We start from the raw sequence: 22,497 nt of genomic DNA on the forward strand, positions 1-22,497 counted from the left end.
ACTCCGACGAGAAAGTCGGCCGCGCCGCCTATACTTTTCCCATCGGCCTCGCGAACGCGCCGCGCGGCCGATCACCCAGGTCCGGCCGTTCCCTTTCATGTGAGGAGAACATCATGTCCCGCCGCTATATCGATTGCCGCGAGTTTCCCAGCGCGATGCATTGCTCGGTCGCGATTTCCGCCGATTCCGACAACGAACTGCTGGAGGCCGCCGTTCAGCATGCGGTCTCGGTTCACCAGCACACCGACAGCGCCGAACTGCGCACGCAGCTGAAATCGCTGTTCCACGACGGCACGCCACCCGCCGACATGCCGCGGCAAGCTTGATCCGCCGTCACTGCAACGATCGACGGACAAGGCGCCGCGTCACCCCTTCGTGTATTGCGTGATGCCACGTCGCGCCGGCCCGTCGCCAGCCGACGCGTTCTGCTTCATGCGCGCCGCTGCGAGAAATACTCGCCGACCGCGCCGAGAAACGTGTCGATATCCGCGCGCGACACGTCGCAATGCGTGACGAAGCGCGACGCATACAGCATCTGCGTGAGGATCCCGCGTTCCTTGAGCCACGCCTCGAGCGGCGCGCAATCGGCTTCGGGGAATTGCGCGAACACCATGTTCGTCGCGTGCGACAGCACTTTCACGCCGTCGATGCGCGCGAGGCCGGCCGCGAGATGTGCGGCATTCGCGTGATCGTCCGCGAGCCGCTCGACGTTGTGATCGAGCGCATACAGGCACGCCGCCGCGAGAATGCCCGACTGCCGCATCCCGCCGCCCAGCACCTTGCGCCAGCGCTGCGCGCGCTCGATCAGCGCACGGCTGCCGACCAGCACCGAGCCCACCGGCGCGCCGAGCCCTTTCGAGAAGCAGATCGACACGGTGTCGAACGACGCGCACAGCTCGGCGATCGAGCGGCCCGACGCGACGGCCGCGTTGCACACGCGCGCGCCGTCGAGGTGCGTGGCCAGCCCGCGGCTGCGCGCGAACGCGACGGCTTCCTGCACATAGCCTTCCGGCAAGACCTGGCCGCCGATCGTGTTTTCGAGCGCGAGCAGGCGCGTACGGGCAAAGTGGTTGTCGAGCGGCTTGATCGCCGCGGCGATCTTCGCCAGCGGCAGCGTGCCGTCCGGCGCGTTCTCGATCGGTTGCGGCTGGATGCTGCCGAGCACGGCCGCGCCGCCGCCTTCGTACTTGTAGGTGTGCGCGAGCTGGCCGACGATGTACTCGTCGCCGCGCTCGCAATGCGACATCAGCGCGGCCAGGTTGCTCTGCGTGCCGCTCGGGAAGAACAGGCCGGCTTCCTTGCCGGCCCGCTCGGCCGTCACCGCCTGCAAGCGCAGGACGGTCGGGTCGTCCCCCCAGACGTCGTCGCCGGTTTCGGCGGCGGTCATTGCGGCCAGCATCGCCTGGCTCGGACGTGTCACGGTATCGCTGCGTAAATCGATCATCGCTGTGCCCTGAGTGAACGCGGACCGGCATCCCTGCGCCCGGCCCCGCCGAAAACGAGACTCAGAGTGTACGCAATTCACGCGGCATGTGCCGATGGATACGTCGCGACTCGCGCGCGTCAATATCGCGGCGGCGGCGGCTGGACGCCCGCCGGCGGCATCGGCGGCGCCGCGCGCGGCGCGGTGCCGTATCCGCCACCGCCATACCCGCCGCCACTACCGCCGCTCATTCCGCCCGGCACCGGCACGCGATTGCCGGTCGCATACATGCACTGCAGATACGCGTAGTCGTAGCGGCGCTGGACGTCATAGGCCGAGCCCTGCGCGGCGCCCGCGCCGACGACGCTGCCCGCGAGCAGCCCCGCGCCCGCGCCGACCGCCGCGCCGGCGCCGCCGTTGAACGCGGCGCCGGCCGCCGCACCAAGCGCGGTGCCGACGGCCGCGCTGCCGACCGCGCTCGCGGTCGACGCCTGCCCGGCGCTCACGCCGCCCGATTGCTCGAACGCGTACTGCCGGCAACTGCCGTCGTCGGCGCGGAACTGGTCGAACGACTTGCCGGTGCCCGGCAGCGCCATCACGCTCGGCCCGGTCGGCAGGTAGGCGCACGCACCGAGCAGCGCGGCGAGCGACAGTACCGCCGGCACGCGCAGCAGTCGAAATACGGTTTTCATCATTGCGCCTCCGTCACTGCGGCCGCGCCGGCACCGAGCGCCAGCCCGACTTGCAGGTCTTCACGTACGGGTAGTAATACTTCGACGCGTCGCAGTAGTACCAGAGGTTCGCGTCGCCGTTGTCCTGCGGCTGTCCCTGCTCGACATACTCGGTCGGCGGCGGCGGAGCGACCGGCACCGCGACGACGGGCGGCGGGTAGTAGTAAGGCGCAGGGACGACCGGGGCGTAATACGGGTAGCCGGGGCCGATATAGACCCCGACCCGGGCGGCATGCGCCACGCCGCCCGTCGCGACCGCCACTGCGGCCGCCGCGCCCAGTGCGAGCTTCAATCCATTCACGTCACGTTCTCCGGCAAGCCGGTTCGTCGATGCGAACCCGGCATCCCGAACGCTACGCCGCACGCGATCCGGCATCCATTACGGGCGAGCGCGCGAATGTTGCGCGACGTTACCCGTGTGACAAACGGCCCCGCCCGTGCGGGCGGTCGCGTTACGCGCTAACGGATCGAAACCGATCGCCGTCCCCGCACGCGGTTGGCGCGCACGCAAAACCGTTCCGATGACGCGACGCGCCATATTGCCGCACGCGCGGCAGACCGCCACGCCGCGGCCGCATGCGCGGCGAACGACCTTCTTGATACGAATCAACGATTTATCCGGAAATGGCGCGCGGCAGGCTGGACATCTGCGACGAGTTGGCGCATTTCGCGGTGCAACATCGCGGCCCATACTCCAGCCAACCCCGACGCCTGTCCGCCGGGGGCCGCCGGCACCCGCCGGCGGGTATCGTCAAGCTTCGGTCATCTGGTATGGACACCGCACTTTCGGCCCTCGATCTGGCCCGCCTGCAATTCGCGTTCACCGTCTCCTTTCACATCGTCTTTCCGGCGCTGAGCATCGGTCTCGCCAGCTTCATCGCCGTGCTCGAATATCGCTGGCTGAAGACCGGCAAGCAGTACTACAAGACGCTCTGCCTGTTCTGGTCGAAGATCTTCGCGGTCGCGTTCGGGATGGGCGTCGTATCCGGCGTCGTGATGAGCTATCAGTTCGGCACCAACTGGTCGGGCTTCTCGAGCTTCGCCGGCGCCGTCACCGGGCCGCTGCTGATGTACGAGGTCATGACCGCGTTCTTCCTCGAGGCCGGCTTCCTCGGCATCATGCTGTTCGGCTGGAACCGCGTGAGCCCGCGCGCGCACTTCGGCGCGACGCTGATGGTCGCGATCGGCACGCTGATCTCGACGTTCTGGATCCTCGCGTCGAACAGCTGGATGCAGACGCCGCAGGGCTTCGAGATCGTCGACGGCCGCGTCGTGCCGACCGACTGGTTCGCGATCATCTTCAACCCGTCGTTCCCGTACCGCCTGTTCCACATGGCGATCGCCGCGTTCATCGTCGCCGCGCTGGTGGTGGCCGCGACCGGCGCATGGCACCTGCTGAAGGGCCGCCGCGACAAGGGTGTGAAGAAGATGTTCTCGATGGCGCTGTGGCTGCTGCTCGTGCTCGCGCCGCTGCAGGCCGTGATCGGCGACCAGCACGGCATCAACACGCTGAAGCACCAGCCCGCGAAGATCGCCGCGATCGAAGGGCTGTGGGAAACCGAGAAGGGCGGCACCGCGCTCAACCTGTTCGGCATCCCGGACATGAAGGCGGAAACGACCCGCTACGCGGTGAAGGTGCCGCACCTCGGCAGCCTGATCCTCACGCACAGCTGGGACGGCGAGATCCGTGGGTTGAAGGACTTCGCGCCCGAAGATCGCCCGAACTCGACGGTCGTGTTCTGGAGCTTCCGGATCATGGTCGGCCTCGGCTTCGCGATGATCGGCCTCGCCGCGCTCGCGTGGCTGCTGCGCCGCCGCGGCCGCCTGTATGAATCGAAGTGGTTCCAGCGCTTCGCGCTCGTGATGGGCCCGACCGGTTTCGTGTCGCTGCTCGCGGGCTGGGTGACGACCGAAGCCGGCCGCCAGCCGTGGGTCGTGTATGGCGTGATGCGCACCGCGCAGGCCGTGTCGCCGCTGTCGGTGCAGCAGGTCAGCCTGTCGATGATGACGTTCGTGATCGTGTACTTCCTCGTGTTCGGCACCGGCGTGTACTACATGCTGAAGCTGATGAAGGCCGGCCCCGCGCTGCCCGACGTCACGCATGACGCGGCGCACGACCTGCCCGACACGCGCCCCGATCACACCGCGCGCCGCCCGATGTCGGCCGTCGACGACCTGATCGAGACCGTCTGAGCCTACCCCCTTCGCAAACGAGAAAACCTATGGACGTCACCGTAATCTGGGCCGCGATCATCGCATTGGGGCTCTTCATGTACGTCGTGCTCGACGGCTTCGACCTCGGCATCGGCATCGTCTTCCCGTTCTTCCCGGACGAAAAGGAACGCGACCTGATGATGAACACGGTCGCGCCCGTGTGGGACGGCAACGAGACGTGGCTCGTGCTCGGCGGCGCCGGGCTGTTCGCCGTGTTCCCGATCGTCTATTCGACGGTGCTGTCGGCGCTGTACCTGCCGCTGATCTTCATGCTGGTGTGCCTGATCTTCCGCGGCGTGTCGTTCGAGATCCGCGCGAAGGCGCGGCGCACGAAGCAGCTGTGGGATCTCGCGTTCATCGGCGGCTCGGCCGGCGCGACGCTGTTCCAGGGCATCGCGCTCGGCGCGTTCCTGCAGGGCATCGACGTGAAGGACGGCGTGTACGCCGGCGGCGCGTTCGACTGGCTCACGCCGTTCAGCCTGCTGACCGGCCTCGGCCTGATCGTGACTTACGCGCTGCTCGGCTGCTGCTGGCTCGTCGCGAAGACCGAAGGCGACCTGCAGCGCCGCCTGCATCGCGTCGTGTGGCCGCTGACCGTCGTGCTGCTCGGCTTCATCGCGGTCGTCAGCCTGTGGACGCCGCTGCAGGACCCGGCCATCGCACAGCGCTGGTTCGATTCGGGCCTGTTCTGGCGCCTGCTGCCGGTGCCGTTCCTGGTCGCCGGGTGCGCGGTGTGGATGCGCCGCGCGGTGCGCGGCCGGCACGACATGACGCCGTTCGTGCTCGCGCTGGCGCTGGTGCTGCTCGGCTACGTCGGCCTGCTCGTCACGCTGTTCCCGTATGCGATTCCGCAGACGATGACGATCTGGGAAGCAGCGGCGCCGCGTTCGAGCCAGACCTTCACGCTGGTCGGCGCAGCGGTTATCCTCCCGATCATCATCGCCTACACGACGATGGGTTATTGGGTATTCCGAGGCAAGGTGCGCCATGAAGACCAGCATTACTACCACCACTGATTCCACCGCCGGCCAGCCCGGCGCGCCGCGGCCGCGGATGCGCGGCTGGATGTGGTTCGTCGTTCTGTGGGCGGGCGGCGTGATCGGCGCCGTCACGCTCGGCTATGCGTTCAAGGTCTTCATGAACCTGACGCTGTTTGCGGTGAAGTAGGCGGCGCGGCCGCCCGGGTCGAACGATGATCCGGGCGGCCGTTTTGTCGTTGGGCTGCGGCTTCGACCGGATACATCGAGCCGAACAACGCACGAATCCGCCATTTAGGCAGAAATCCATACGAATCACGTCGCCGACGTGAATGAAATATATAGATTTCTACCGAAATACGAACCACGCGGCTGAATCACCCAACCGCGCATCGCGCGTCTACGGCCGCCCGCGCAGCGCCGCCTCGATCTTCCGATCGGTCTTGTACTGGCTCAGCGCATACACCGACCAGATCGCGGCCGGCAGCCAGCCGATGATCGTGAGTTGGAGCAGCAGGCAAATGATCCCGGCGATCGGGCGGCCGATCGTGAAGAACTGGAACCACGGGAGCAGCAGGGCAAGCAGTAGACGCATGAACGATCCTCTCGGTACGTCGTTGAACGGGTGACACCCGGCCAATATGGCGGGTTGCGCGCCCCGTTTCAAGCCCGCGCACGAGGCTCACCGGGCAAAGCCCCGTGCCGACGCCCCCGCGCTACGCCGAATCGGCCAGCCATTGCGCGACCCGCAGGACGAGCCCGTCCGCTTCGTCGAAGCACTCGACGCCCGCGACTTGCGGCGCGCCGCAAATCGTGAACACCGGCTTGCCCCACTGCAACCCGAGCGCGATTTCGGACAGCGTGCCGAGCCCGCCGCCCACCGCGATCAGGCACACCGACGCGCGAGCGACCAGCGCATTGCGCGTGATACCGAGCCCGGTCGGCAGCGCGACGCTCAGGTACGGATTCGCCAGCGCGGCATCGTCTTCGGGCAACAGCCCGATCGCGCAGCCGCCGGCCGCGTGCGCACCGCGCGCGGCGGCCTCCATCACGCCCTGCTTGCCGCCGCCGACGAGCGCCACGCCCGTCGCCGCCACCGCGTGCGCGATCCGTTCCGCGACCCGCATCTGTTCATCCGTCGCGTCGCGCGGGCCGATCACGCCGACCGGCATCCGGTGCCGGTGCGTGCAGCGTTGCCGTTGCGCCAGTCGCGCGAGCGCGTCGCGTGCCGGTTCGGACCACGCACTTTCAATGACGCCGTTGCCGAACAAGGCCTTCCCCCAATGCAAGAACGCAGGTACAGATGGCCGTCAGCACGATCGACAGCACGGCCGCCTGCGAGAAATCGGTTTGCCCGTCCGACAGCTTCAGATACATCAGCAGCGGCAGGATGTTGATCTGCGTGCCGGCCAGCGCAATCGCCGTGCCGTAAGTACCGAGCGCGATCGCGGTCACGAGGCACCACGCGGACGCGACCGACGGCCACAGCTCGCGCCACGCGACGTCGAACCACGCGCGCCACGGCCGCGCGCCGAGCGTCAGTGCCGCCTCGAGCGGCCGCCGGTCGAGATTCGCGAGCGTGGGATAGATCATCAGCGCGACGCGCGGGATCAGGTAGTACGCATAGGCGAGCGCGAGCCCCGGCATCGTGTAGATCGCGCCGCCGACCACGGTCGGATCGGCGCCGAGCGCGGCCAGCAGCGTGGTCACGAAGCCCGCGCGGCCGAATGCGAGGATGAAGCCGTACGCGATCACCAGCCCGGAAAACGCCAGCGGCACGCCGAGCAGCGCGAGCGACCAGTGGCGACGGGCCGGCGATTGCCCGGCGAGCGCGAACGCGACCGGCACGCCGACGGCGACCGACAGCGTGCCGGCGCCGACAGCCAGCGCCAGCGAGCGCGCGATCGCATCGGCGACGAGCGGATCGCGCCACACCGCCGCGAATGCGCGGCCGCCGCCCGCGCATGCCGCATCGACCAGCGCGGCCAGCGGCAGCACGAAGCACACCGCGAGCAAGACCGCCGCGGGCAGCGCGCCGAAGCGGCGCAGCACGCCGCGCTCGGGTAAGGAAGCGTGCATCCCGCGCCCCTTACTGGCCGAGCGTGGCCTGCGACCAGAGCTGGTCGACCTCGGCCTTGCGCGCCGCCGCCTTCGCGACGTCGAGCGGGCGCACCTGCGGCGCGTTCGGCAGCTTCGCCGCGACCTCCGGTGCGACCGGCGTGCCCGGCACCGCCGGGCGCACGTAGCCTTGCGCGAACAGCGCCTGCCCGATGTCGCTCATCACGAGGTTGAGCCAGAGCTGCGCGGCGGACGGATTCGGGCCGTTCTTCACGAGACTCATCGCATAGGGCGCCGACACGCTGCCGTCCTGCGGAATCACGACGTCGGCCGCGTCGCCCATGCCGTCCGCGTACTTCGCCTTGAGGCCGTCGTTCTCGTAGCCGATCAGGATCGGGATCTCGCCCTTCACGAACTTCGCGTACGGCGTCGTGCCCTCGACGCGCAGCACGTTGCCGGCCTGCTTCAGCTTGCCGAAGAAGTCGGCGCCCGGCTTCGGGTTCTCGACGCTGCCGCCGTTCGCATAGGCCGCCGCGAACACCGCGACCTGGCCCTGCCCGGTCGAGCGCGGATCGAGGTAGACCACCGCGTTGCGGTACTCGGGCTTCAGCAAGTCGGACCAGCGCTGCGGCACGTTCTTGACGAGCTTCCGGTTGACGAGGAACGCGATGTTCAGCGAATGCACGGCGAACCAGCGGGCGTCGGCCGCGCGGAACACGCCCGGCAGCTTGTCGAAGTTGACCGGCCGGAACGGCGCGACGACGTCCTTGCCCGCGGCATCGAGCGCCGACGCCGCGAAGTAGTACGCGGTATCGGCCTGCGGGCGGCGGCGCGACTTGTCGAGCGCGACGACGGTCGCGGCCGAGCCGATGTCGTTGTAGGTGATCTCGACCTTCGGGTAGCGCTTGCGGAATTCGGCGAACAGCGCCTTCCAGTTCGCCCATTCGGGGCCGGTATCGAACGACACGACGAGCCCTTCGTCGGCCGCCTTCGCGTACAGCGCGTCTTCGCCCGGATAGAGCGGCGCGGCGTGCGCCGCCGCGCAGGAAAGCGCCGCGAGCGCGCGGGCGGATCGGCCTGCACATGCTCGGGCCGCACCAGCACCGCGATCTCCGCACCCGGCCGATGCGCGCCGGTGTCCGCGCGCAGCGTCGCAAAGCGCACGTCGATTTCGCCGTGCGCGAGCACGCGCCCGTGCAGCAGCGTCGAATGCCCGACGAAGCGCGCGACCTGGGCGGTCGCCGGGCGCTCGTACAGGTCGCGCGGGGTGCCGGTCTGGAGCACGCGGCCGCCGTCGACGATCGCGACGCGGTCGGCCATGCTCAGCGCCTCGTCCTGGTCGTGCGTGACGAACAGCGTCGTCGCACCGCAGGCGCGCTGCAGTGCGCGAATCTCGTCGCGCAACTGATGACGGATGCCGGCATCGAGCGCCGCCAGCGGCTCGTCGAGCAGCAGCAGCTTCGGTTCGATCACGAGCGCCCGCGCGAGCGCGACGCGCTGCTGCTGCCCGCCGGACAGCATCGCGATGCCGCGCGTCGCATGCGCCGACAATCCGACCCGCTCGAGCATGTCCAGCGCGCGCCGGCGCCGCACGTCGGCCGCGACGCCGCGCATCCGCAGCCCGTACGCGACGTTGTCGAGCACCGACAGGTTCGGGAACAGCGCGTAGTGCTGGAACACCATCCCCACTTCGCGCCGCCACACGGGCACGCCGGCCACGTCGTCGCCGCCGATCGCGATGCGGCCGCGCCAGCCGTCGAGCAGCCCGGCCGCGAGCCGCAGCAGCGTGGATTTACCGGACCCGCTGCGCCCCATCACCGCGAGCAATTCGCCCTGCGCGGCGGACAGCGTGACGTCGTCGACGCCATGGCGGGCGCCCGGATACTGAAAGCTGACGTGTTCGAATTCGAGGCTCATTGATGACTCACTTCAGACGTTGCACGGTGCCGACGGACACGAGCGTCGCCAGCACGGCGAGCACGAGCAGCACGACGGTGGCGGCGCACGCCATCCCCGTCGCGCCGTAGAACGCCTGCAGCAACACGATCGGATAGTTCCGGTAGCGAAAGCCGGCGATCAGGTTCGAGATCTGGAATTCGCCGATCGACAGCGCGGCCACCATCACGAGGCCGGAAAACAGGCTGTGCCGCAGGTTCGGCAGCACGATCGTGACGAACTGGCGCAGCGGCGTCGCACCGAGCGTCGCCGCGCAAGCCTCGAGCCGCGCGAGGCCGAGGTGGCGCAGGTCGCCGAGCAGCGTCTGCAGCAGATACGGCAGCGTCAGCACAGCGTGCGCCGCGATCATCAGCGGCAACGTGCCGAGCCACGGCAACGTGTCGCCGCTGAAGATCGCGATATAGCCGAAGCCGAGCGTCAGCGCCGGCACGGCGACCGGCATCAGCATCACGATGCGCGTCGCGAACCCGCCGCCGGCCTGCGCGCGATGATGCAGCGCATACGCGAGCGGCAGGCCGATCGCCGCATTGAGCGCGCAGCACGCCAGCGCCACGATGAAGCTCACGCCGAACGCGCGCGTGAAGCTCCGGTTCGCGGCCAGGTCGGCGAACCAGTGCCCGGTGACGCCGGCAGGCAGCAACGTGTTCGTCCACGATTCGCCCACCGCGCCGATCAGCAGCAACGCGATCGGCAACAGCAGGTAGAGGCCGAACACCGCGAGCAGCGCCTGCAGCAGCAGGCGCCCGACGGAAGGCCGGGCGCGTTTGTTACGACGAATCGGAATACCGTCGGCGATGACCGGGGTGGTTGACGCAGGCATGAAGACACTCGGAGACGATCGGGAAAAACCTCGCACAACGCCCGCCGGACGGGCCCGCATGCGTTGTCGAAGCTGGCGCAGTGTGCGGTTCCGACATGGCATCGTCATGAAAAAAACGTAAAAAGCGCGCATCGACCTATGCAAGGACGGAACAGCTCGCGATGAAGCACCTGTATCCGAACGTGGCGGAGTTGCATGCATTCGCCACGTCCGCGAAGTATCTGAACTTCTCCTATGCGGCCCGCGAACTCGGCCTGACGCCGAGCGCGGTCAGCCGGCAGATCGCGAGCCTCGAGGCGCTGTTCGGCGTGAAGCTGTTCGTGCGCGAGGGGCGCGGGCTCGCGCTCACCCGTGCCGGTCAGGTCTATCACGCGCGCGTCGTCGGGCCGCTGCGCGAAATCGGCAACGCGTCGATCGAACTGCTGAGTGCCCGCGAGAACGGCGACCTGCTGACGATCGCGAGCGTGCCGACGTTCACGACCAAGTGGCTGTTGCCGCGGCTCACACGCTTTCTCGCCGCCGCGCCGGGGGTCACGCTGAGCTTTCGCCGCCATCTCGCGCCCGGCGACGTGTTTCCGTTCGGGCTCGATGCGGCGATTCGCTACGGCGATGGCGGATGGGAAGGCGTGCGAAGCGACTATCTCGGCGGGCGGACCTTCGTGCCGGTCTGCTCGCGCGAATTCGCCGACCGGCATGCGCTGCGCGTGCCCGCCGACGCGGCGGCGGCGCCGCGCCTGGTGCACGAGCAGGCGGAGATCGCGTGGTCCGCGTGGGCGGAACGTCATCGCGCGACGCAGATGAACGCGCTGGCCGGGCCGCGCTTCGAGCAGTATTCGGTGCTGATCCAGGCAGCCCAGGCCGGGCTCGGGATCGCCCTCGTGCCGCGCTTCCTGATTCTCGACAATCTCGCGGCGGGCACGCTGGTCGAGCCGTTCGACGCACCGGTCGACGTGGACGCGCAGGGGCACTACCTGTGCTACGCGCCGGAGCGCCTCGACACGAGCGATGCGTTGAGGCGGTTCAGGGAGTGGATGCTGGACGAAGCCGGGCACGCGTAAGACGGCACGGCGTCGCCCCGGAAACGAACGGCGCGCACCGCCGCACGGCTGCGCGCGCCCTGCCCCGGACACCGCCCGCGGGCGGCGTCCGGCATGCGACGCTCAACGCCCGATGCCGAGCCCCGGCAGCACGCGCGTGTTCTCGGCCACGACCGCCTGCAGCAGGCGCGGATCGGCGCCGAGCAGCGCGAGGATCGTCGGCGCGACCTGCTTCGTGCCGACGAGATCGTTCACCGTGCGCGCACGATGAATGCCCGGATACGACACGAGCAGGCCGAGATGGCTGTCGTCCGGCGCGTTGCCGCCGTGCTCCTCGTCCTTCTTCGTGCTCGACGTGTAGATCACGCCCGGGTTCGGCTGGACGACGATGTCCGGTGTGCGGCCGTTGGCCGGATCGCCGAAGCGGTCGGCGAGCGCCGCGCCGTACAGCACGTACGCCTGCGGGCCGTCCGCGCAGATCCCCGGCGCGTTGCAGCCGAGGTTCGCCTTCAGCGTCTGCACGACGGCCGTGCGCTGGCCGCGGTCGCGCAGCCAGATCAGCCCGACGTCGTCGGTCTGCACGAAGCCCGTGCCGACCAGGCCCGAACCGTCGTTCAGGTTGCCCGTCGTCGTGTTGTTCTGGCCGAAGTTGCCGTTCGGGTCGAGGAAGTCGTTCGCTTCGAGCAGCTTCGTCAGCGTGTCGCCGTTCTTCACGAGCTTCGTGTGATCGCTCGGCGACTGGCCATGCTTCGATGTGACGATCACGGCCGTCGACGAATACAGGTTGGCCTGCTTCAGCGCCGCGACGACATGGCCGATCGCGTCGTCGACATAGGTGATCGCGTTCGCGACCTGCCCGTTCGGCGTGAAGTCGGCGTCGAGATAGCCGCCGCCCTTCGCGACCGGCGCCTTCTGCGCGACGCTCAGCGTCTGGAAGTTCGCGCCGAACAGCGTCGGCACCGGCGCGGTCTTCGTGCCGCTCGAATCGCGGCCGCCGATCTGGTGGATCAGCGCCTGCACGTGCAGGTTGTCGAAGCGCGCGGTGTGCGAGTAGACGTCGGTGTAGGCGGTGTTGGTCGCCGGGTCGATCGAATTGATCTCGGTGCGCATCAGGTCGTCGACGCCGGTGCCCGACGGGCCGTTCAGCCAGTCGTAGCCCCACGCGTGCTTGTCGGCCCACGCGGTGCGCGCATTCGGCACGCCGGCCTTGACGGCCTCGAACACCGTGTTGGTCTTCACGTAGTTGTGCGGGTAGACGGGCACGCACTGGCCGTTGACCTTCGCATGCGGGATCGCCTGCGGATTGAACGCGCCGCCGCCGTCGAGGTGCACGAGCGCGCCGCCGTTCTGCGCATCGATGCCGGTCGTTTCGTCGAACACGACGTTCCAGCCCTGCTTGCCCGAGCACGTCGTGTCGCTCGGCGCGTACAGGTTGCGGTCGTACGACACGTCGTAAAACAGGCCGGCCGTCTTCGGCGAGCCGCCCGTCACCAGCGCGGCAAGGCCCGGGAACGAATCCGACAGGCCCGGCGTGTATGCATTCGCGTACGTCACGCCGCTCTTCGCGAGCACCGCGAGGTTCGGGCACGTGTTCGCGCCGATGCAGCGCGCCAGATCCTGCTCGTGCAGACCGTCGATGCTCAGCAGCAGCACGTGCTTCACGACGCGGGCCGCCCGGCCGTTGCCGCCGCCCTGAGCGTTACCGTCCTGTTGCGCCGCGTGCACGCCCGCGCCGGCGAGCGCCAGCGCACCCGCCACCACTGCCGCCATCTGTCGCTGCTTACCGAAAAACGAAATCATCACCCCACCTCATCGATTGATGTTGAACCGCGTGACCTGCCATCAGGCGCGCAAAATATCGCCGGGCCGTGCGGCGGTCGGATGAAGCGGGGCTTTCTGTTCTCTGTCAAACGTAACCAATCGCAAATGACATGAAGGGGTCGCAATCCACGGCCCTCGTGTGCACCGGCCCGTGCGACGGGATTTTTTTCGACTTGGCCCGCGACTATTGGCGTGTGATAAAGGGTTTTCCCTGACCCGGAGCACGACTATGTCAACCCTGGAAGCTCTCCGGTTCGTGCTGGACGATGCACGTACCCCTGAAATCATTCGCCATCACGTCGTCGACGCGCTGCAGTACGCGTTGCGCAACTACGGACAGGTCTTTACCGCGAAGGAAGTCGAATGGCTGACGCAGTGGGACGACGCGCGTCTGCCGCTGGCCGCGAGGAAGGAGCTGGACAAGCGCGAACCGGCGATCGCCGGACGCTGAAAAAAAAGCCGCCACGCCCGACGGGTGCGGGCGTGGCGGCGGATAGCGGATGGCGGATAGCGGTAAGGCTTACTGCAGCCCGAAGTCGACGCGGGTAGTCGCGCCCTTGTCCGAGATGCCCTTCGCGTCGAGCTTCGGCGCGACGACGAACATGCGGCTCGAATCGATCTTGCCGTCGAGATACTGGCGCACGGCCTGCGCGCGCTGCTGCGCGAGCGCACGCAGCGCGTTGTCGTCGGCCGGTGCGTGATCGGCGAGCGCCTGCTTCATGTCCGCATCGGGCAGCGTCTTCTGCAGGCCCACCAGGTTGCGCGGCTTCTTGAAGTCGGCAGCCTTGTACGCGCGCGTCAGGTACTTCGAGTATTCGGCCTTGTCGACCTTCACCGACATCGGATCGACGCTCTCGCCCTGACCCACCACGTCCCTCAGCTTCTGCTGGCGCACCAGCCGCTCGACGTACGCGTCGCGCAGCCCCGGCGTGTCCTGCGCCGGATCGACGCGGCCGATCAGGTCGAGGCGGATCGACGGCTTCTCGGTCAGCATCTTCACGACGGTGTCGAGCTTCTTCTGCTGCGCGTCGGTCAACGCGTACGAGCCCGGCGCGAACTCGACGTAGCCGAGATCCTCGCCGCCGCTGCCGCCGAACGCATTCGCGAGCAGCGTGAACGGCGACGTGACGGCCTTCGCGATCAGGTTCAGCACCGCGTGCCAGATCAGCCCGCCGACGCTGAACTCCGGATTCGACAGCGAGCCCGACACCGGCAGGTTCACGTCGATCTGGCCGCGCGTGTTCTTCAAGAGCGAGATCGCGAGCTTCACCGGCAGCTTCGTCGCCGTGTCGTTCTCGACACGATCGCCGAACGTGAGCTGGTCGATGAAGATGTGGTTGTTCGCCGACAACTGGTCGTTCGCGAGCTGGTAGTGCAGGTCGACGTTGAGCTTGCCCTTCGTGATCGGATAGCCCGCGTACTTCGCCGAATACGGCGTCAGGTTGGTCAGTTCGATGTCGTGCGCGGTGGCCGTGAGGTCGAGCGCCGGCTTCTCGATCAGCGGGTTCACCGAGCCCTTGATCGAAATCGGCCCGTTGCCCGCGAGGTTCGCGGCGACGTCGACCGGCGCGGACGTCGTCGAATCCGTGCCGAACGCGCCGACCGTGCCCTTGATCGCGACGAGGTTCGCCGTGTAGTTCGGCTTGATGAAGTTGTCCGTGTACGTGACGCGGCCGTTCTGCAGCAGCAGTTCGCCGAAGTGCATCCGCACCGGGTTCTGCGGCTGCGGCGCGGCCTTCACGACCACCGTCGCCGACGCGGCGGCCGGCACGGACGCCTGCTGCGCGGCCGCGGCCGAGGCGGCCTGCGCGGCGGCCGGCGGCGTCACGCCCGGCGACAGCGGCACCGGCTCGCCCTTGCTCGCGTCGCGCGTGAGCGACTGCGCGGGGCCCGTCTCCTTCGCGACCACGTCCTTCAGGTTCAGCCGGCCCTGCGCGTCGAGCAGCACGCGGCCGTAGAAGTTCGAGAACGTCACGCGCGCGGCGTCGACGTCGGTGCCCTTCTCGTCGTAGTTCGCCTTCAAGTTCGACAGCGCGAGCGAGCGCCAGCCGGCGAACGGGTCGGACGTCGCCTTGTCGAGCATCCGCACGTCGACCAGCGCGACGTCGCCGCGATAGGTCGCGCGCGGCTTGTCCTTTACTTGCGCGAACGTCAGGTTGCCCTGCGCGTTGAGCAGCGCGCTCGCGATCGTCGCGTTCAGCGCGCTGCCGAAGTACGGCTCGAACGCGGCCGCGTCGAGGCGGTTGCCGTTGATCTTCAGGCCGAGCTTCAGCGGCTGCGCGGTCACGTCGCCCGTCACGTTCAGCGAGCCCTTGCGGTTCAGCGTCGCCTTCAGTTGCACCGGCAGCGGCTTCGTCAGGTCGTCGCTCACCTTCTGCACCGACAGCTCCAGCGGCTTGATCGCCAGCTTCACCGGGCGCGGCGTCGACAGGTCGGTGAAGTTGGCGGACGCCTCCTTCACGTTCAGCGCGTCGATCCGGTAGTGCCACGACGGCGCGGCGGCCTGGGCCTTGCGCGCGACCGTGCGCGGCGGCACCGCGGCTTGCGCCGGTTCGGCCAGCGCCGCGAGGTCGATCTTGCCGTCCTTCAGGCGCTTCACGTCGAGCGCGAGCCCGCTCGCGTCGACGCTCGCAATCTCGGCGGTGCGCGCGGCGACGTCGATCTTCGCGATCTTCGCGCTCGCGTCGGGCAGCACGATCGCGGGCGCCTTGTTGTCCGGCGCGGCGATCTTCAGCGACTTGAGGCTGACCGTGCTGTCGGCGACTTCCGCGGCGAGCGGCGTCTTGCCCCAGTCGGTCTTCGCGTTGACGGTCGCGCCGAGCGTGCCGTCGAGCACGCGCGCACGCGTCGCCTCGCCGAGATATGGCTGCAGCGCCGGCAGCGCGAGCGCGGCGACCGTCAGCTTCGTGTCGGCCTGCTTCGCGGCGAGGTTGAACGCGCCTTCGGCCTTCACGTCGCCGCCGCGCGACAGCGACGTCGACAGCGTGTACTTGGCGGGCGTCTTGCCCTGCAGCGAGAAGCCGTCGAGCGTCGCGGCGAGCTTCGTCAGCGACAGCGCGGTCGGCGTCGCCGGCACGCGGTCGTCGACGTTGATCGTGCCGCCGTCGATCGCGACATGGCGAATCGTCAGGTCGAGCGGCGGCGCTTCCTTCGCGGCGGCGCTGCCTTCGGCCTTCGCGCCGCTGGCGGCGGCGACGGACGCACCGGACGCACCAGACGCGGTGGACGCACCGGAAACGGCGACGGCCGACGCGCCCGGCTTGCCGGCTGCGGCCTTCGGCGCGGCGGCCGGTTGCGCGACCAGCTTCTCGACGTTCAGCACGCCCTGCTTGTCGCGCGACAGATCGACCACCGGCTGGTCGAGCCGGATCTCGTCGAAGTGCATCGCGTTGCGCAGCGGTTCCAGCCCGGCCGCCGCGACGTGCACGCCGCGCGCGGCGAACAGCGGTGCCGACGCGCGGTCGGTCACCTTCGCGTCGTTCAGGTCGACGGTGCCCGACACGCGCAGCGCGGGCGTCTCGCCGCTCATCACGAAATTGACCGTGAGGTTGCTGCTGAGCAGGCCGCTCGTCACGGCCACCGGCAGCTTCGCCGGCACGTACGAGATCAGCTTCGGCACGTCGAGGCGGTCGAACTTCAGCGCGATCTCCGATTCGCGCGACTGCGCGAACGGCTTGGTTTTGCCGTCGATCGAGATCGGGCTGCCGTCGAAGCGCGCGCGCAGTTTCGGCTCGACGAAGATATCGGTCTTCGAGGCCAGCGTCGCGATGTACGGAATGCCGAGCGTCCAGTTGTCGACCACGTGCTTTTCATTCAGCAGGCGATCGTCGAAGTCGATCCGGCCGTCGTTGACCTGGATGTTCGACACCGAGAATTGCGTCGGCTTGCTGTCGGGCTTCGGCGTCGGCGACGAGAACTTCTCGATCAGGTCGGTGAAATTGAAACGCTGCGCGTCATAGCGGACGACGTGAAAACGTGGCGAATCGAGCCGGACCTCGTTGACGATCGGCGCGCCGCGGAACAGCGACGACCACGACGGCCTCACGACGAGCTTGCCGATGTCGATGAAGTCGCCCTGGCCGCCGCGCTCGCCGAGGTGGATGCCGTCGGCTTCGAGGTTCAGCGTGTACGGGTTCAGTGCGATGCGCTGGATCGTGGCCGGCCGGTCGAGCTGCTTGCTCAACTGCTGTTCGGCGACATGGCGGATCAACGGCGGCGCCGCGAAGAAGCCGAGCAGTCCGAACAAAACGAGGAAGATCAGCACGCCGATGCCGATACGCCGGGTCCGGCGCGAGCGTGCAACGCCACCGAGGGCATGGAGGGTCGAGGGTACGGTTTCTTTGTCTGCGCTTGCCATGCTTGAATATCTCGGGAATGGATGCCGGGCCGCCCCCGGGAACCGGGCGGCCGCGCACGCTATCCCGAAAGTATAGGCTCAGGAGGGGACGGTACGGCGGTCGGGCGCCGCCGCCGCGCCCGCCGATCGGACAACGGCGGCGGTCAACCGTTCATTTCCGGACGACGACGGGCGGCATCCACGAGCCGTCGCTCGCCTGCGGCTTCGGGGCGTACAGGCGCAACGCGAGCGCGAAATCGGTACGCGGCGCCGGCAGCCAGTTGGCCGCATGCGTGCCGCCCGGCGACGCCGACACGACGATGTCGATCGAGCCGTCGTGGTTGCGGCGCAGCCGGTCGCGATCGCCGAGCGAGCGGCGCGCCGACCCGACGTCGGGCAACGCGCCGTTGGTCGTGTACGGCGTGAGCGTCCAGAACGCGCGCACCGGCGGCAGCGCGCCCGGCGCGAAATGCAGCACGTACCGGTTCGCGCCGTTCAGCGGGTGGCCGTCGCTGTCGACGCGGGTGATCGCGAGCGTCTCGTCGTCGCGCGTCGCGGTGCCGAACTGCGTGTAGGCCGCATACGCGCGCAGCGCGTAGTCCTGGCCGTACTTGCCGGCCGTATCTCCGAGCCAGGTCCAGCCATTCGCGTTCAGCAGGTTCGAAGGCGGGGTCGCGAGCCGCGCGCGCGCCTCGGCGACGCCGGCCGTCGCGGCCGTCAGACGGTCGCCCGTCCACAGCACCGGGTAGCCGGCCGTCACGCCGATGTCGCCGAGCGATTCCTGCGCGTGTGCGTCGTCGGCTGGCGCCGGATTGTCCTGCAGCGCCCGCGCGAAGCGCGTGAAGAACGCCTTCGGGTCGAGCGCGGCCACTTGTTCGGCCGGCGTGCCGCCGCCCACCGCTTCGGACGGTGCGCTGCCCGCATGGACCGCCACCGACGCGCCGCGCTCGGCGCCCGTGTAGACCGACAGCGGCACCACGCGGATCGCGCGCTGCAATTTCTTCACGTTCGTCAGATCGCGCCCGCCGCTCGTCTGCAGCCGCACTTCGAGCCACGCATTGGCGGACGGCACGTCGACGCGCAGCACGCCCTTCGGCAGCGTGCCCTGCCAGTCCTTCGCGGCGAAGGCAATCGTTTGCGATCGCGCGGCACCGCGAGCGCCGCGTGCCGCGACGCTCGACGACGACCACAGCACGTTCGTCCACATGTCGAGCGCGCGTGCGTCCCAGTAGCGGCCGCGCGTGTCGGGCAGCGTAACGATCACGGGCTCGGCGGCGACGTCGAGCCAGCCGGTCGAGTCGAGCGTGTCGACGCCCGGCAGCGGCGGATTGACCGCGCCGACGGGCGGCAGCGCCTGCGCGTGGCGCAGCGTGTTGAGCGGCGCCTGTCCCGGTTGCGCGCCGTCGCCGCCCGTCGCCGCTTCCTTCGCGACGTCCATCAGCACGAGCGGATACGCATAGATATAGGAGTCGGCGACTTCCGCGCGCATCCAGCCGGTTTTCCGCTGGATCGCGTCCGGTTGCGACGCGCATCCCGCAAGCAACGCCGCAATGGCCAGCGACGCGCACGCGCGTCGCAGAGAAACTGATTCTCGCTGGTTTTCAATCATCGATTACTGGCCGAATATCGTTCTTTTCAGTCAACGCCCTGTTCGTCTCGCGAACGGCGAAGCAAGGCACCCCAGCGTGCCCGGATGACCGTTTCGTGACGTTTCGTAACGGTGGGCGCTGATGTCAGGCCGGTATCATAGCGCCTAAGGGCATCCCCCAATATGCCGAATAACGGGTAAAACGCTAGCCGAATCGTCAAAAAATCTGAAATAGTTCACGGGATTCCGCAAAAATCTGGAACAGCGTCGGGAACATCGGCCCGTAAACGCCTCGCGAGCGCCAAGCTCGGCGCTTCAGCGCTCACCGGCTGTCCGTACGGAAGGCCGGCGATCGCTTTTTCCGCGTTGTGACACCCTGTGTGCATCGACCTGCGTCGCATCGTCGCCGACGCTTGACCTTACCATCATGGGAATGTTGATACTGGAACCATTCGCGGCACGAACCGCGCTTTTGGGGAATCCGACATGACTGAACCACTTGCCTCCGCGGCGCTGCAAACGATCGAGCTGAACGTCGACGGCATACATTGCGGCGGCTGCACGGGCCGCGTGCAGCGCGCGCTGGCCGCCGTGCCGGGCGTCGTCGATGCGGCGGTCGATCTGGATGCGCATACGGCGACGGTCAAGGCGCAGGAGACCGTCGAGCCTGACCGGCTCGTCGATGCGATCCGTGAGGCCGGCTATCGCGCCGCGGTGCGCGAGACGGCCGACGAAGCCGTTGCGCCCACGCATGCGGTGGACGCGACGGCGGACGCAACGCCGTCTGCGCCGGCCGCCGCCACGACGATCGAACTCGATATCGATGGCATGACCTGCGCGTCGTGCGTGTCGCGCGTCGAGAAGGCGCTCATCAAGGTGCCGGGCGTCACACGTGCATCGGTCAACCTGGCGACCGAACGTGCAACGGTCGACGCATCGGCCGGCGTTTCCGCGTCGCAATTGGCGGATGCCGTGAAGCAGGCTGGCTATGGCGCGACGCCGACGACGCCGAACATCGACGTCCCGGCCCGCGCCCCTACCCTGCCCGCCGCGCCCGCAAGCATCGAACTCGACATCGACGGGATGACCTGCGCGTCCTGCGTGTCGCGCGTCGAGAAGGCACTCGCGAAGGTGCCGGGCGTCACGCGTGCATCGGTCAACCTGGCGACCGAACGTGCGACGGTCGACGCGTCGAACGACGTATCTGCTGCACAGCTTATCGACGCGGTGAAACAAGCCGGCTACGGCGCGACACCGACAGCCGTCGCCCCACCGCCCGCCACCGCTGCTTCCACCGACATCGACCTCGACATCGCCGGCATGACCTGCGCGTCCTGCGCCGGCCGCGTCGAAAAAGCGCTGGCCGCCGTGCCGGGCGTCGCGCGCGCGACGGTCAATCTCGCGACCGAACGCGCGTCGGTGCACGGCGCCGGCGCACTCGACGCCGCCGCGCTGATCGCGGCCGTCACCACGGCCGGCTACCGTGCGTCGCTTCCGGCCGCGTCACCCTCCAGCGCACCGGCCGGCGCCGACTTACAGCCAGCCAGCCCCGCGCAGGACCCCGACGCACGCAAGCGCCGTGAAGCGATTCGCGAACGCAACCTCGTGATCGGCGCCGCCGTGCTGAGCGCGCCGCTCGTCGCACCGATGCTCGCCGCACCGTTCGGTATCGACCTGATGCTGCCCGGCTGGCTTCAGCTCGTGCTCGCGTCGATCGTGCAGTTCGGTTTCGGCGCGTGCTTCTACCGGGCGGCCTGGCATGCGGTGAAGGCACGCACCGGCAACATGGACCTGCTCGTCGCGCTCGGCACGTCGGCCGCGTACGGGCTGAGCCTGTGGATGCTGCGCGATCCCGCGCATCCCGGCCATCTGTATTTCGAAGCGTCGGCCGTCATCGTCACGCTCGTGCGCTTCGGCAAGTGGCTCGAATCGCGCGCGAAGCGCCAGACGACCGAGGCGATCCGCGCGCTGAACGCGCTGCGCCCCGACCGTGCGCGGGTCGTCGAGCACGGCGTCGAACGCGACGTGCCGCTGTCGCAGGTGCGCGTCGGCACGCACGTCGGCATCCGGCCCGGCGAGCGCGTGCCCGTCGACGGACGGATCGTGTCGGGTCGCTCGCACATCGACGAATCGCTGATCACCGGCGAAAGCCTGCCCGTGCCGAAGGACGACGGCGACGCCGTCACCGCCGGCTCGATCAACGGCGAAGGAGCGCTCGTCGTCGAAACCACCGCGATCGGCGCGGAGACGACGCTCGCGCGCATCATCCGCCTCGTCGAATCCGCGCAGGCCGAGAAGGCGCCGATCCAGCGGCTCGTCGATCGCGTCAGCGAGGTATTCGTGCCGGCGATCCTCGGCATCGCCGTGCTGACGCTGGTCGGCTGGCTGATCGCCGGCGCCGGGATGGAGACCGCGATCCTCAACGCGGTCGCGGTGCTCGTGATCGCGTGCCCGTGCGCGCTCGGTCTCGCAACGCCCGCCGCGATCATGGCCGGCACCGGCGTCGCGGCCCGGCACGGCGTGCTGATCAAGGACGCGCAGGCGCTCGAACTCGCGCAGCGCACGACCGTGATCGCGTTCGACAAGACGGGCACGCTGACCGAAGGCAAGCCGTCCGTGACGGCGTTCGACGCCGTCGGCGTGCCGCGCGCCGAAGCGCTCGCGCTCGCGGCGGCCGTGCAGCGGCAGAGCGACCATCCGCTCGCGCGTGCGGTGGTCGCCGCGCATGACGCGGACATGGCCGCGCAGGGCGGCGCGGCCGAGCCGGTCGTCGCGACCGATGCGCGCGCGGTGGCCGGGCGCGGCGTGGAAGCGCACGTCGGCGGGCAACGGCTCGCGCTCGGCAGCACGCGCTGGCGCGACGAACTCGGCATCGCGGTGCCGCCGACGCTCGATGCGCGCGCAGCGGAACTCGAACGCGCGGGCAACACGATTTCGTGGCTGATGCGTGCCGATGCGCCGCGCGCGGTGCTCGCGCTGATCGCCTTCGGCGACACCGTGAAGCCGGGCGCCCGCGACGCGATCGCGGCGCTGTCGGCGCGCGGCGTCGCGAGCGCGCTCGTGACGGGCGACAACCGCGGCAGCGCGGCGGCCGTCGCGGCGGCGCTCGGCATCGGCGAAGTGCACGCGCAGGTGCTGCCCGACGACAAGGCGCGGGTCGTCGCCGAGTTGAAGCGCACGCACGGCGGGGTCGTCGCGATGGTCGGCGACGGGATCAACGATGCGCCCGCGCTCGCCGCGGCGGACGTCGGCATCGCGATGGCGACCGGCACCGACGTCGCGATGCACACGGCCGGCATCACGCTGATGCGCGGCGACCCGGCGCTCGTCGCCGACGCGATCGACATCTCCAAACGCACGCACCGCAAGATCCAGCAGAACCTGTTCTGGGCGTTCGTGTACAACCTGGTCGGCGTGCCGCTCGCGGCGCTCGGCTTGCTGAACCCGGTGATCGCGGGCGCGGCGATGGCGTTTTCCAGCGTCAGCGTCGTGACCAACGCGTTGCTGCTGCGGAGATGGAAAGGCCGCGCGCGTTG

Annotated in this window: 17 protein-coding genes and 2 pseudogenes (1 of these 19 cut by a window edge); 7 read left to right on the forward strand and 12 right to left on the reverse strand. The window is 68.9% G+C overall.

The annotated features are described in order from the left end of the window. Window positions 1-113: 113 nt before the first annotated feature. Entirely contained in the window at window positions 114-326 is a 213-nt protein-coding gene (locus HWX07_RS26700; protein WP_069621628.1) for a DUF1059 domain-containing protein, read from the forward strand. 104 nt (window positions 327-430) lie between these two features. Here the strand turns inward: HWX07_RS26700 and ltaE are convergent, their stop codons facing one another. The 3 genes from ltaE to HWX07_RS26715 all read right to left on the reverse strand — a co-directional run bounded on the left by ltaE (window position 431) and on the right by HWX07_RS26715 (window position 2,455). Beyond that, window positions 431-1,444, reverse strand: a complete 1,014-nt coding sequence (gene ltaE / locus HWX07_RS26705) for a low-specificity L-threonine aldolase (protein ID WP_175878295.1) — start codon at window positions 1,442-1,444, stop codon at window positions 431-433. 119 nt (window positions 1,445-1,563) lie between these two features. Further along, entirely contained in the window at window positions 1,564-2,115 is a 552-nt protein-coding gene (locus tag HWX07_RS26710; protein ID WP_175878431.1) for a hypothetical protein, read from the reverse strand. A 13-nt stretch (window positions 2,116-2,128) separates the two neighbouring features. After that, entirely contained in the window at window positions 2,129-2,455 is a 327-nt protein-coding gene (locus HWX07_RS26715) for a hypothetical protein (RefSeq protein WP_175878296.1), read from the reverse strand. 470 nt (window positions 2,456-2,925) lie between these two features. Here HWX07_RS26715 and HWX07_RS26720 point away from each other — a divergent pair, with 470 nt between their 5' ends. The 3 genes from HWX07_RS26720 to HWX07_RS26730 are packed head-to-tail and all read left to right on the forward strand — an operon-like array spanning window position 2,926 to window position 5,535. After that, window positions 2,926-4,347, forward strand: a complete 1,422-nt coding sequence (locus HWX07_RS26720) for a cytochrome ubiquinol oxidase subunit I (protein WP_175878297.1) — start codon at window positions 2,926-2,928, stop codon at window positions 4,345-4,347. 29 nt (window positions 4,348-4,376) lie between these two features. Beyond that, window positions 4,377-5,384 (forward strand): cytochrome d ubiquinol oxidase subunit II, encoded by a 1,008-nt coding sequence (gene cydB, locus HWX07_RS26725; RefSeq protein ID WP_175878298.1) that lies wholly within the window; start codon window positions 4,377-4,379, stop codon window positions 5,382-5,384. Beyond that, window positions 5,356-5,535: a hypothetical protein gene (locus HWX07_RS26730; RefSeq protein ID WP_175878299.1), complete on the forward strand. Its 180-nt coding sequence runs from the start codon at window positions 5,356-5,358 to the stop codon at window positions 5,533-5,535. The genes cydB and HWX07_RS26730 overlap by 29 nt, the downstream gene beginning before the upstream one ends. A 210-nt stretch (window positions 5,536-5,745) precedes the next feature. Here HWX07_RS26730 and HWX07_RS26735 read toward each other — a convergent pair whose 3' ends face one another. The 6 genes and pseudogenes from HWX07_RS26735 to HWX07_RS26760 form a co-directional block, all read right to left on the reverse strand. Further along, on the reverse strand, window positions 5,746-5,940 hold the full coding sequence (locus HWX07_RS26735) for a YqaE/Pmp3 family membrane protein (protein WP_058902411.1): 195 nt from the start codon (window positions 5,938-5,940) through the stop codon (window positions 5,746-5,748). A 121-nt stretch (window positions 5,941-6,061) separates the two neighbouring features. Then, entirely contained in the window at window positions 6,062-6,517 is a 456-nt protein-coding gene (locus HWX07_RS26740) for a TIGR00725 family protein (RefSeq protein ID WP_244130041.1), read from the reverse strand. Window positions 6,518-6,593: 76 nt separating this feature from the next. Further along, window positions 6,594-7,424: an ABC transporter permease subunit gene (locus tag HWX07_RS26745; RefSeq protein WP_175878301.1), complete on the reverse strand. Its 831-nt coding sequence runs from the start codon at window positions 7,422-7,424 to the stop codon at window positions 6,594-6,596. Between the two features lie 10 nt (window positions 7,425-7,434). Next, window positions 7,435-8,427: pseudogene (locus HWX07_RS26750) on the reverse strand (extracellular solute-binding protein); the annotation flags it as partial. Window positions 8,428-8,465: 38 nt separating this feature from the next. After that, window positions 8,466-9,320, reverse strand: a pseudogene (locus HWX07_RS26755) (ABC transporter ATP-binding protein); the annotation flags it as partial. 7 nt (window positions 9,321-9,327) lie between these two features. Next, complete coding sequence (locus HWX07_RS26760) at window positions 9,328-10,179, reverse strand: ABC transporter permease subunit (protein WP_175878302.1); 852 nt, start codon at window positions 10,177-10,179, stop codon at window positions 9,328-9,330. 161 nt (window positions 10,180-10,340) lie between these two features. On the opposite strand from HWX07_RS26760, the gene HWX07_RS26765 reads away from it, so the two are divergent. Further along, complete coding sequence (locus tag HWX07_RS26765; RefSeq protein WP_175878303.1) at window positions 10,341-11,237, forward strand: LysR substrate-binding domain-containing protein; 897 nt, start codon at window positions 10,341-10,343, stop codon at window positions 11,235-11,237. Window positions 11,238-11,339: 102 nt separating this feature from the next. Here HWX07_RS26765 and HWX07_RS26770 read toward each other — a convergent pair whose 3' ends face one another. Then, window positions 11,340-13,016 carry an alkaline phosphatase family protein gene (locus tag HWX07_RS26770; RefSeq protein ID WP_175878304.1) on the reverse strand — a complete coding sequence of 559 codons (1,677 nt, stop codon included), beginning with the start codon at window positions 13,014-13,016 and terminating at the stop codon, window positions 11,340-11,342. A gap of 250 nt (window positions 13,017-13,266) precedes the next feature. Here HWX07_RS26770 and HWX07_RS26775 point away from each other — a divergent pair, with 250 nt between their 5' ends. Continuing rightward, the gene (locus tag HWX07_RS26775) at window positions 13,267-13,488 is read left to right on the forward strand and encodes a hypothetical protein (protein ID WP_011548933.1); all 222 of its coding nucleotides are present in this window, start codon (window positions 13,267-13,269) and stop codon (window positions 13,486-13,488) included. 69 nt (window positions 13,489-13,557) lie between these two features. On the opposite strand, the gene HWX07_RS26780 is transcribed toward HWX07_RS26775, so the two are convergent. Together HWX07_RS26780 and HWX07_RS26785 are read right to left on the reverse strand one after the other, a co-directional pair. Further along, complete coding sequence (locus HWX07_RS26780) at window positions 13,558-17,394, reverse strand: DUF748 domain-containing protein (protein ID WP_175878305.1); 3,837 nt, start codon at window positions 17,392-17,394, stop codon at window positions 13,558-13,560. A 151-nt stretch (window positions 17,395-17,545) separates the two neighbouring features. Next, the gene (locus HWX07_RS26785) at window positions 17,546-18,982 is read right to left on the reverse strand and encodes a DUF1254 domain-containing protein (protein WP_175878306.1); all 1,437 of its coding nucleotides are present in this window, start codon (window positions 18,980-18,982) and stop codon (window positions 17,546-17,548) included. 465 nt (window positions 18,983-19,447) lie between these two features. Between HWX07_RS26785 and HWX07_RS26790 the strand changes: the two genes are divergently transcribed. Next, on the forward strand, window positions 19,448-22,497 hold the 5' portion of the coding sequence (locus HWX07_RS26790; protein ID WP_244130040.1) for a heavy metal translocating P-type ATPase. Its footprint extends 457 nt past the window's final position; only the first 3,050 of its 3,507 coding nucleotides appear in the window; its start codon is at window positions 19,448-19,450; its stop codon lies off the right edge, out of view.

This window comes from Burkholderia sp. BCC0097 (assembly GCF_902832985.1).
Taxonomy (GTDB): Bacteria; Pseudomonadota; Gammaproteobacteria; order Burkholderiales; family Burkholderiaceae; genus Burkholderia; species Burkholderia orbicola.

Coding starts and splice junctions, on each gene's coding strand:
- HWX07_RS26745 (WP_175878301.1), bottom strand. CDS start 7,424: ATGCACGCTTCCTTACCCGAGCGCGGCGTGCTGCGCCGCTTCGGCGCG.
- HWX07_RS26700 (WP_069621628.1), top strand. CDS start 114: ATGTCCCGCCGCTATATCGATTGCCGCGAGTTTCCCAGCGCGATGCAT.
- ltaE (WP_175878295.1), bottom strand. CDS start 1,444: ATGATCGATTTACGCAGCGATACCGTGACACGTCCGAGCCAGGCGATG.
- HWX07_RS26740 (WP_244130041.1), bottom strand. CDS start 6,517: ATGCCGGTCGGCGTGATCGGCCCGCGCGACGCGACGGATGAACAGATG.
- HWX07_RS26720 (WP_175878297.1), top strand. CDS start 2,926: ATGGACACCGCACTTTCGGCCCTCGATCTGGCCCGCCTGCAATTCGCG.
- HWX07_RS26710 (WP_175878431.1), bottom strand. CDS start 2,115: ATGAAAACCGTATTTCGACTGCTGCGCGTGCCGGCGGTACTGTCGCTC.
- cydB (WP_175878298.1), top strand. CDS start 4,377: ATGGACGTCACCGTAATCTGGGCCGCGATCATCGCATTGGGGCTCTTC.
- HWX07_RS26780 (WP_175878305.1), bottom strand. CDS start 17,394: ATGGCAAGCGCAGACAAAGAAACCGTACCCTCGACCCTCCATGCCCTC.
- HWX07_RS26730 (WP_175878299.1), top strand. CDS start 5,356: ATGAAGACCAGCATTACTACCACCACTGATTCCACCGCCGGCCAGCCC.
- HWX07_RS26760 (WP_175878302.1), bottom strand. CDS start 10,179: ATGCCTGCGTCAACCACCCCGGTCATCGCCGACGGTATTCCGATTCGT.
- HWX07_RS26765 (WP_175878303.1), top strand. CDS start 10,341: ATGAAGCACCTGTATCCGAACGTGGCGGAGTTGCATGCATTCGCCACG.
- HWX07_RS26735 (WP_058902411.1), bottom strand. CDS start 5,940: ATGCGTCTACTGCTTGCCCTGCTGCTCCCGTGGTTCCAGTTCTTCACG.
- HWX07_RS26775 (WP_011548933.1), top strand. CDS start 13,267: ATGTCAACCCTGGAAGCTCTCCGGTTCGTGCTGGACGATGCACGTACC.
- HWX07_RS26770 (WP_175878304.1), bottom strand. CDS start 13,016: ATGATTTCGTTTTTCGGTAAGCAGCGACAGATGGCGGCAGTGGTGGCG.
- HWX07_RS26785 (WP_175878306.1), bottom strand. CDS start 18,982: ATGATTGAAAACCAGCGAGAATCAGTTTCTCTGCGACGCGCGTGCGCG.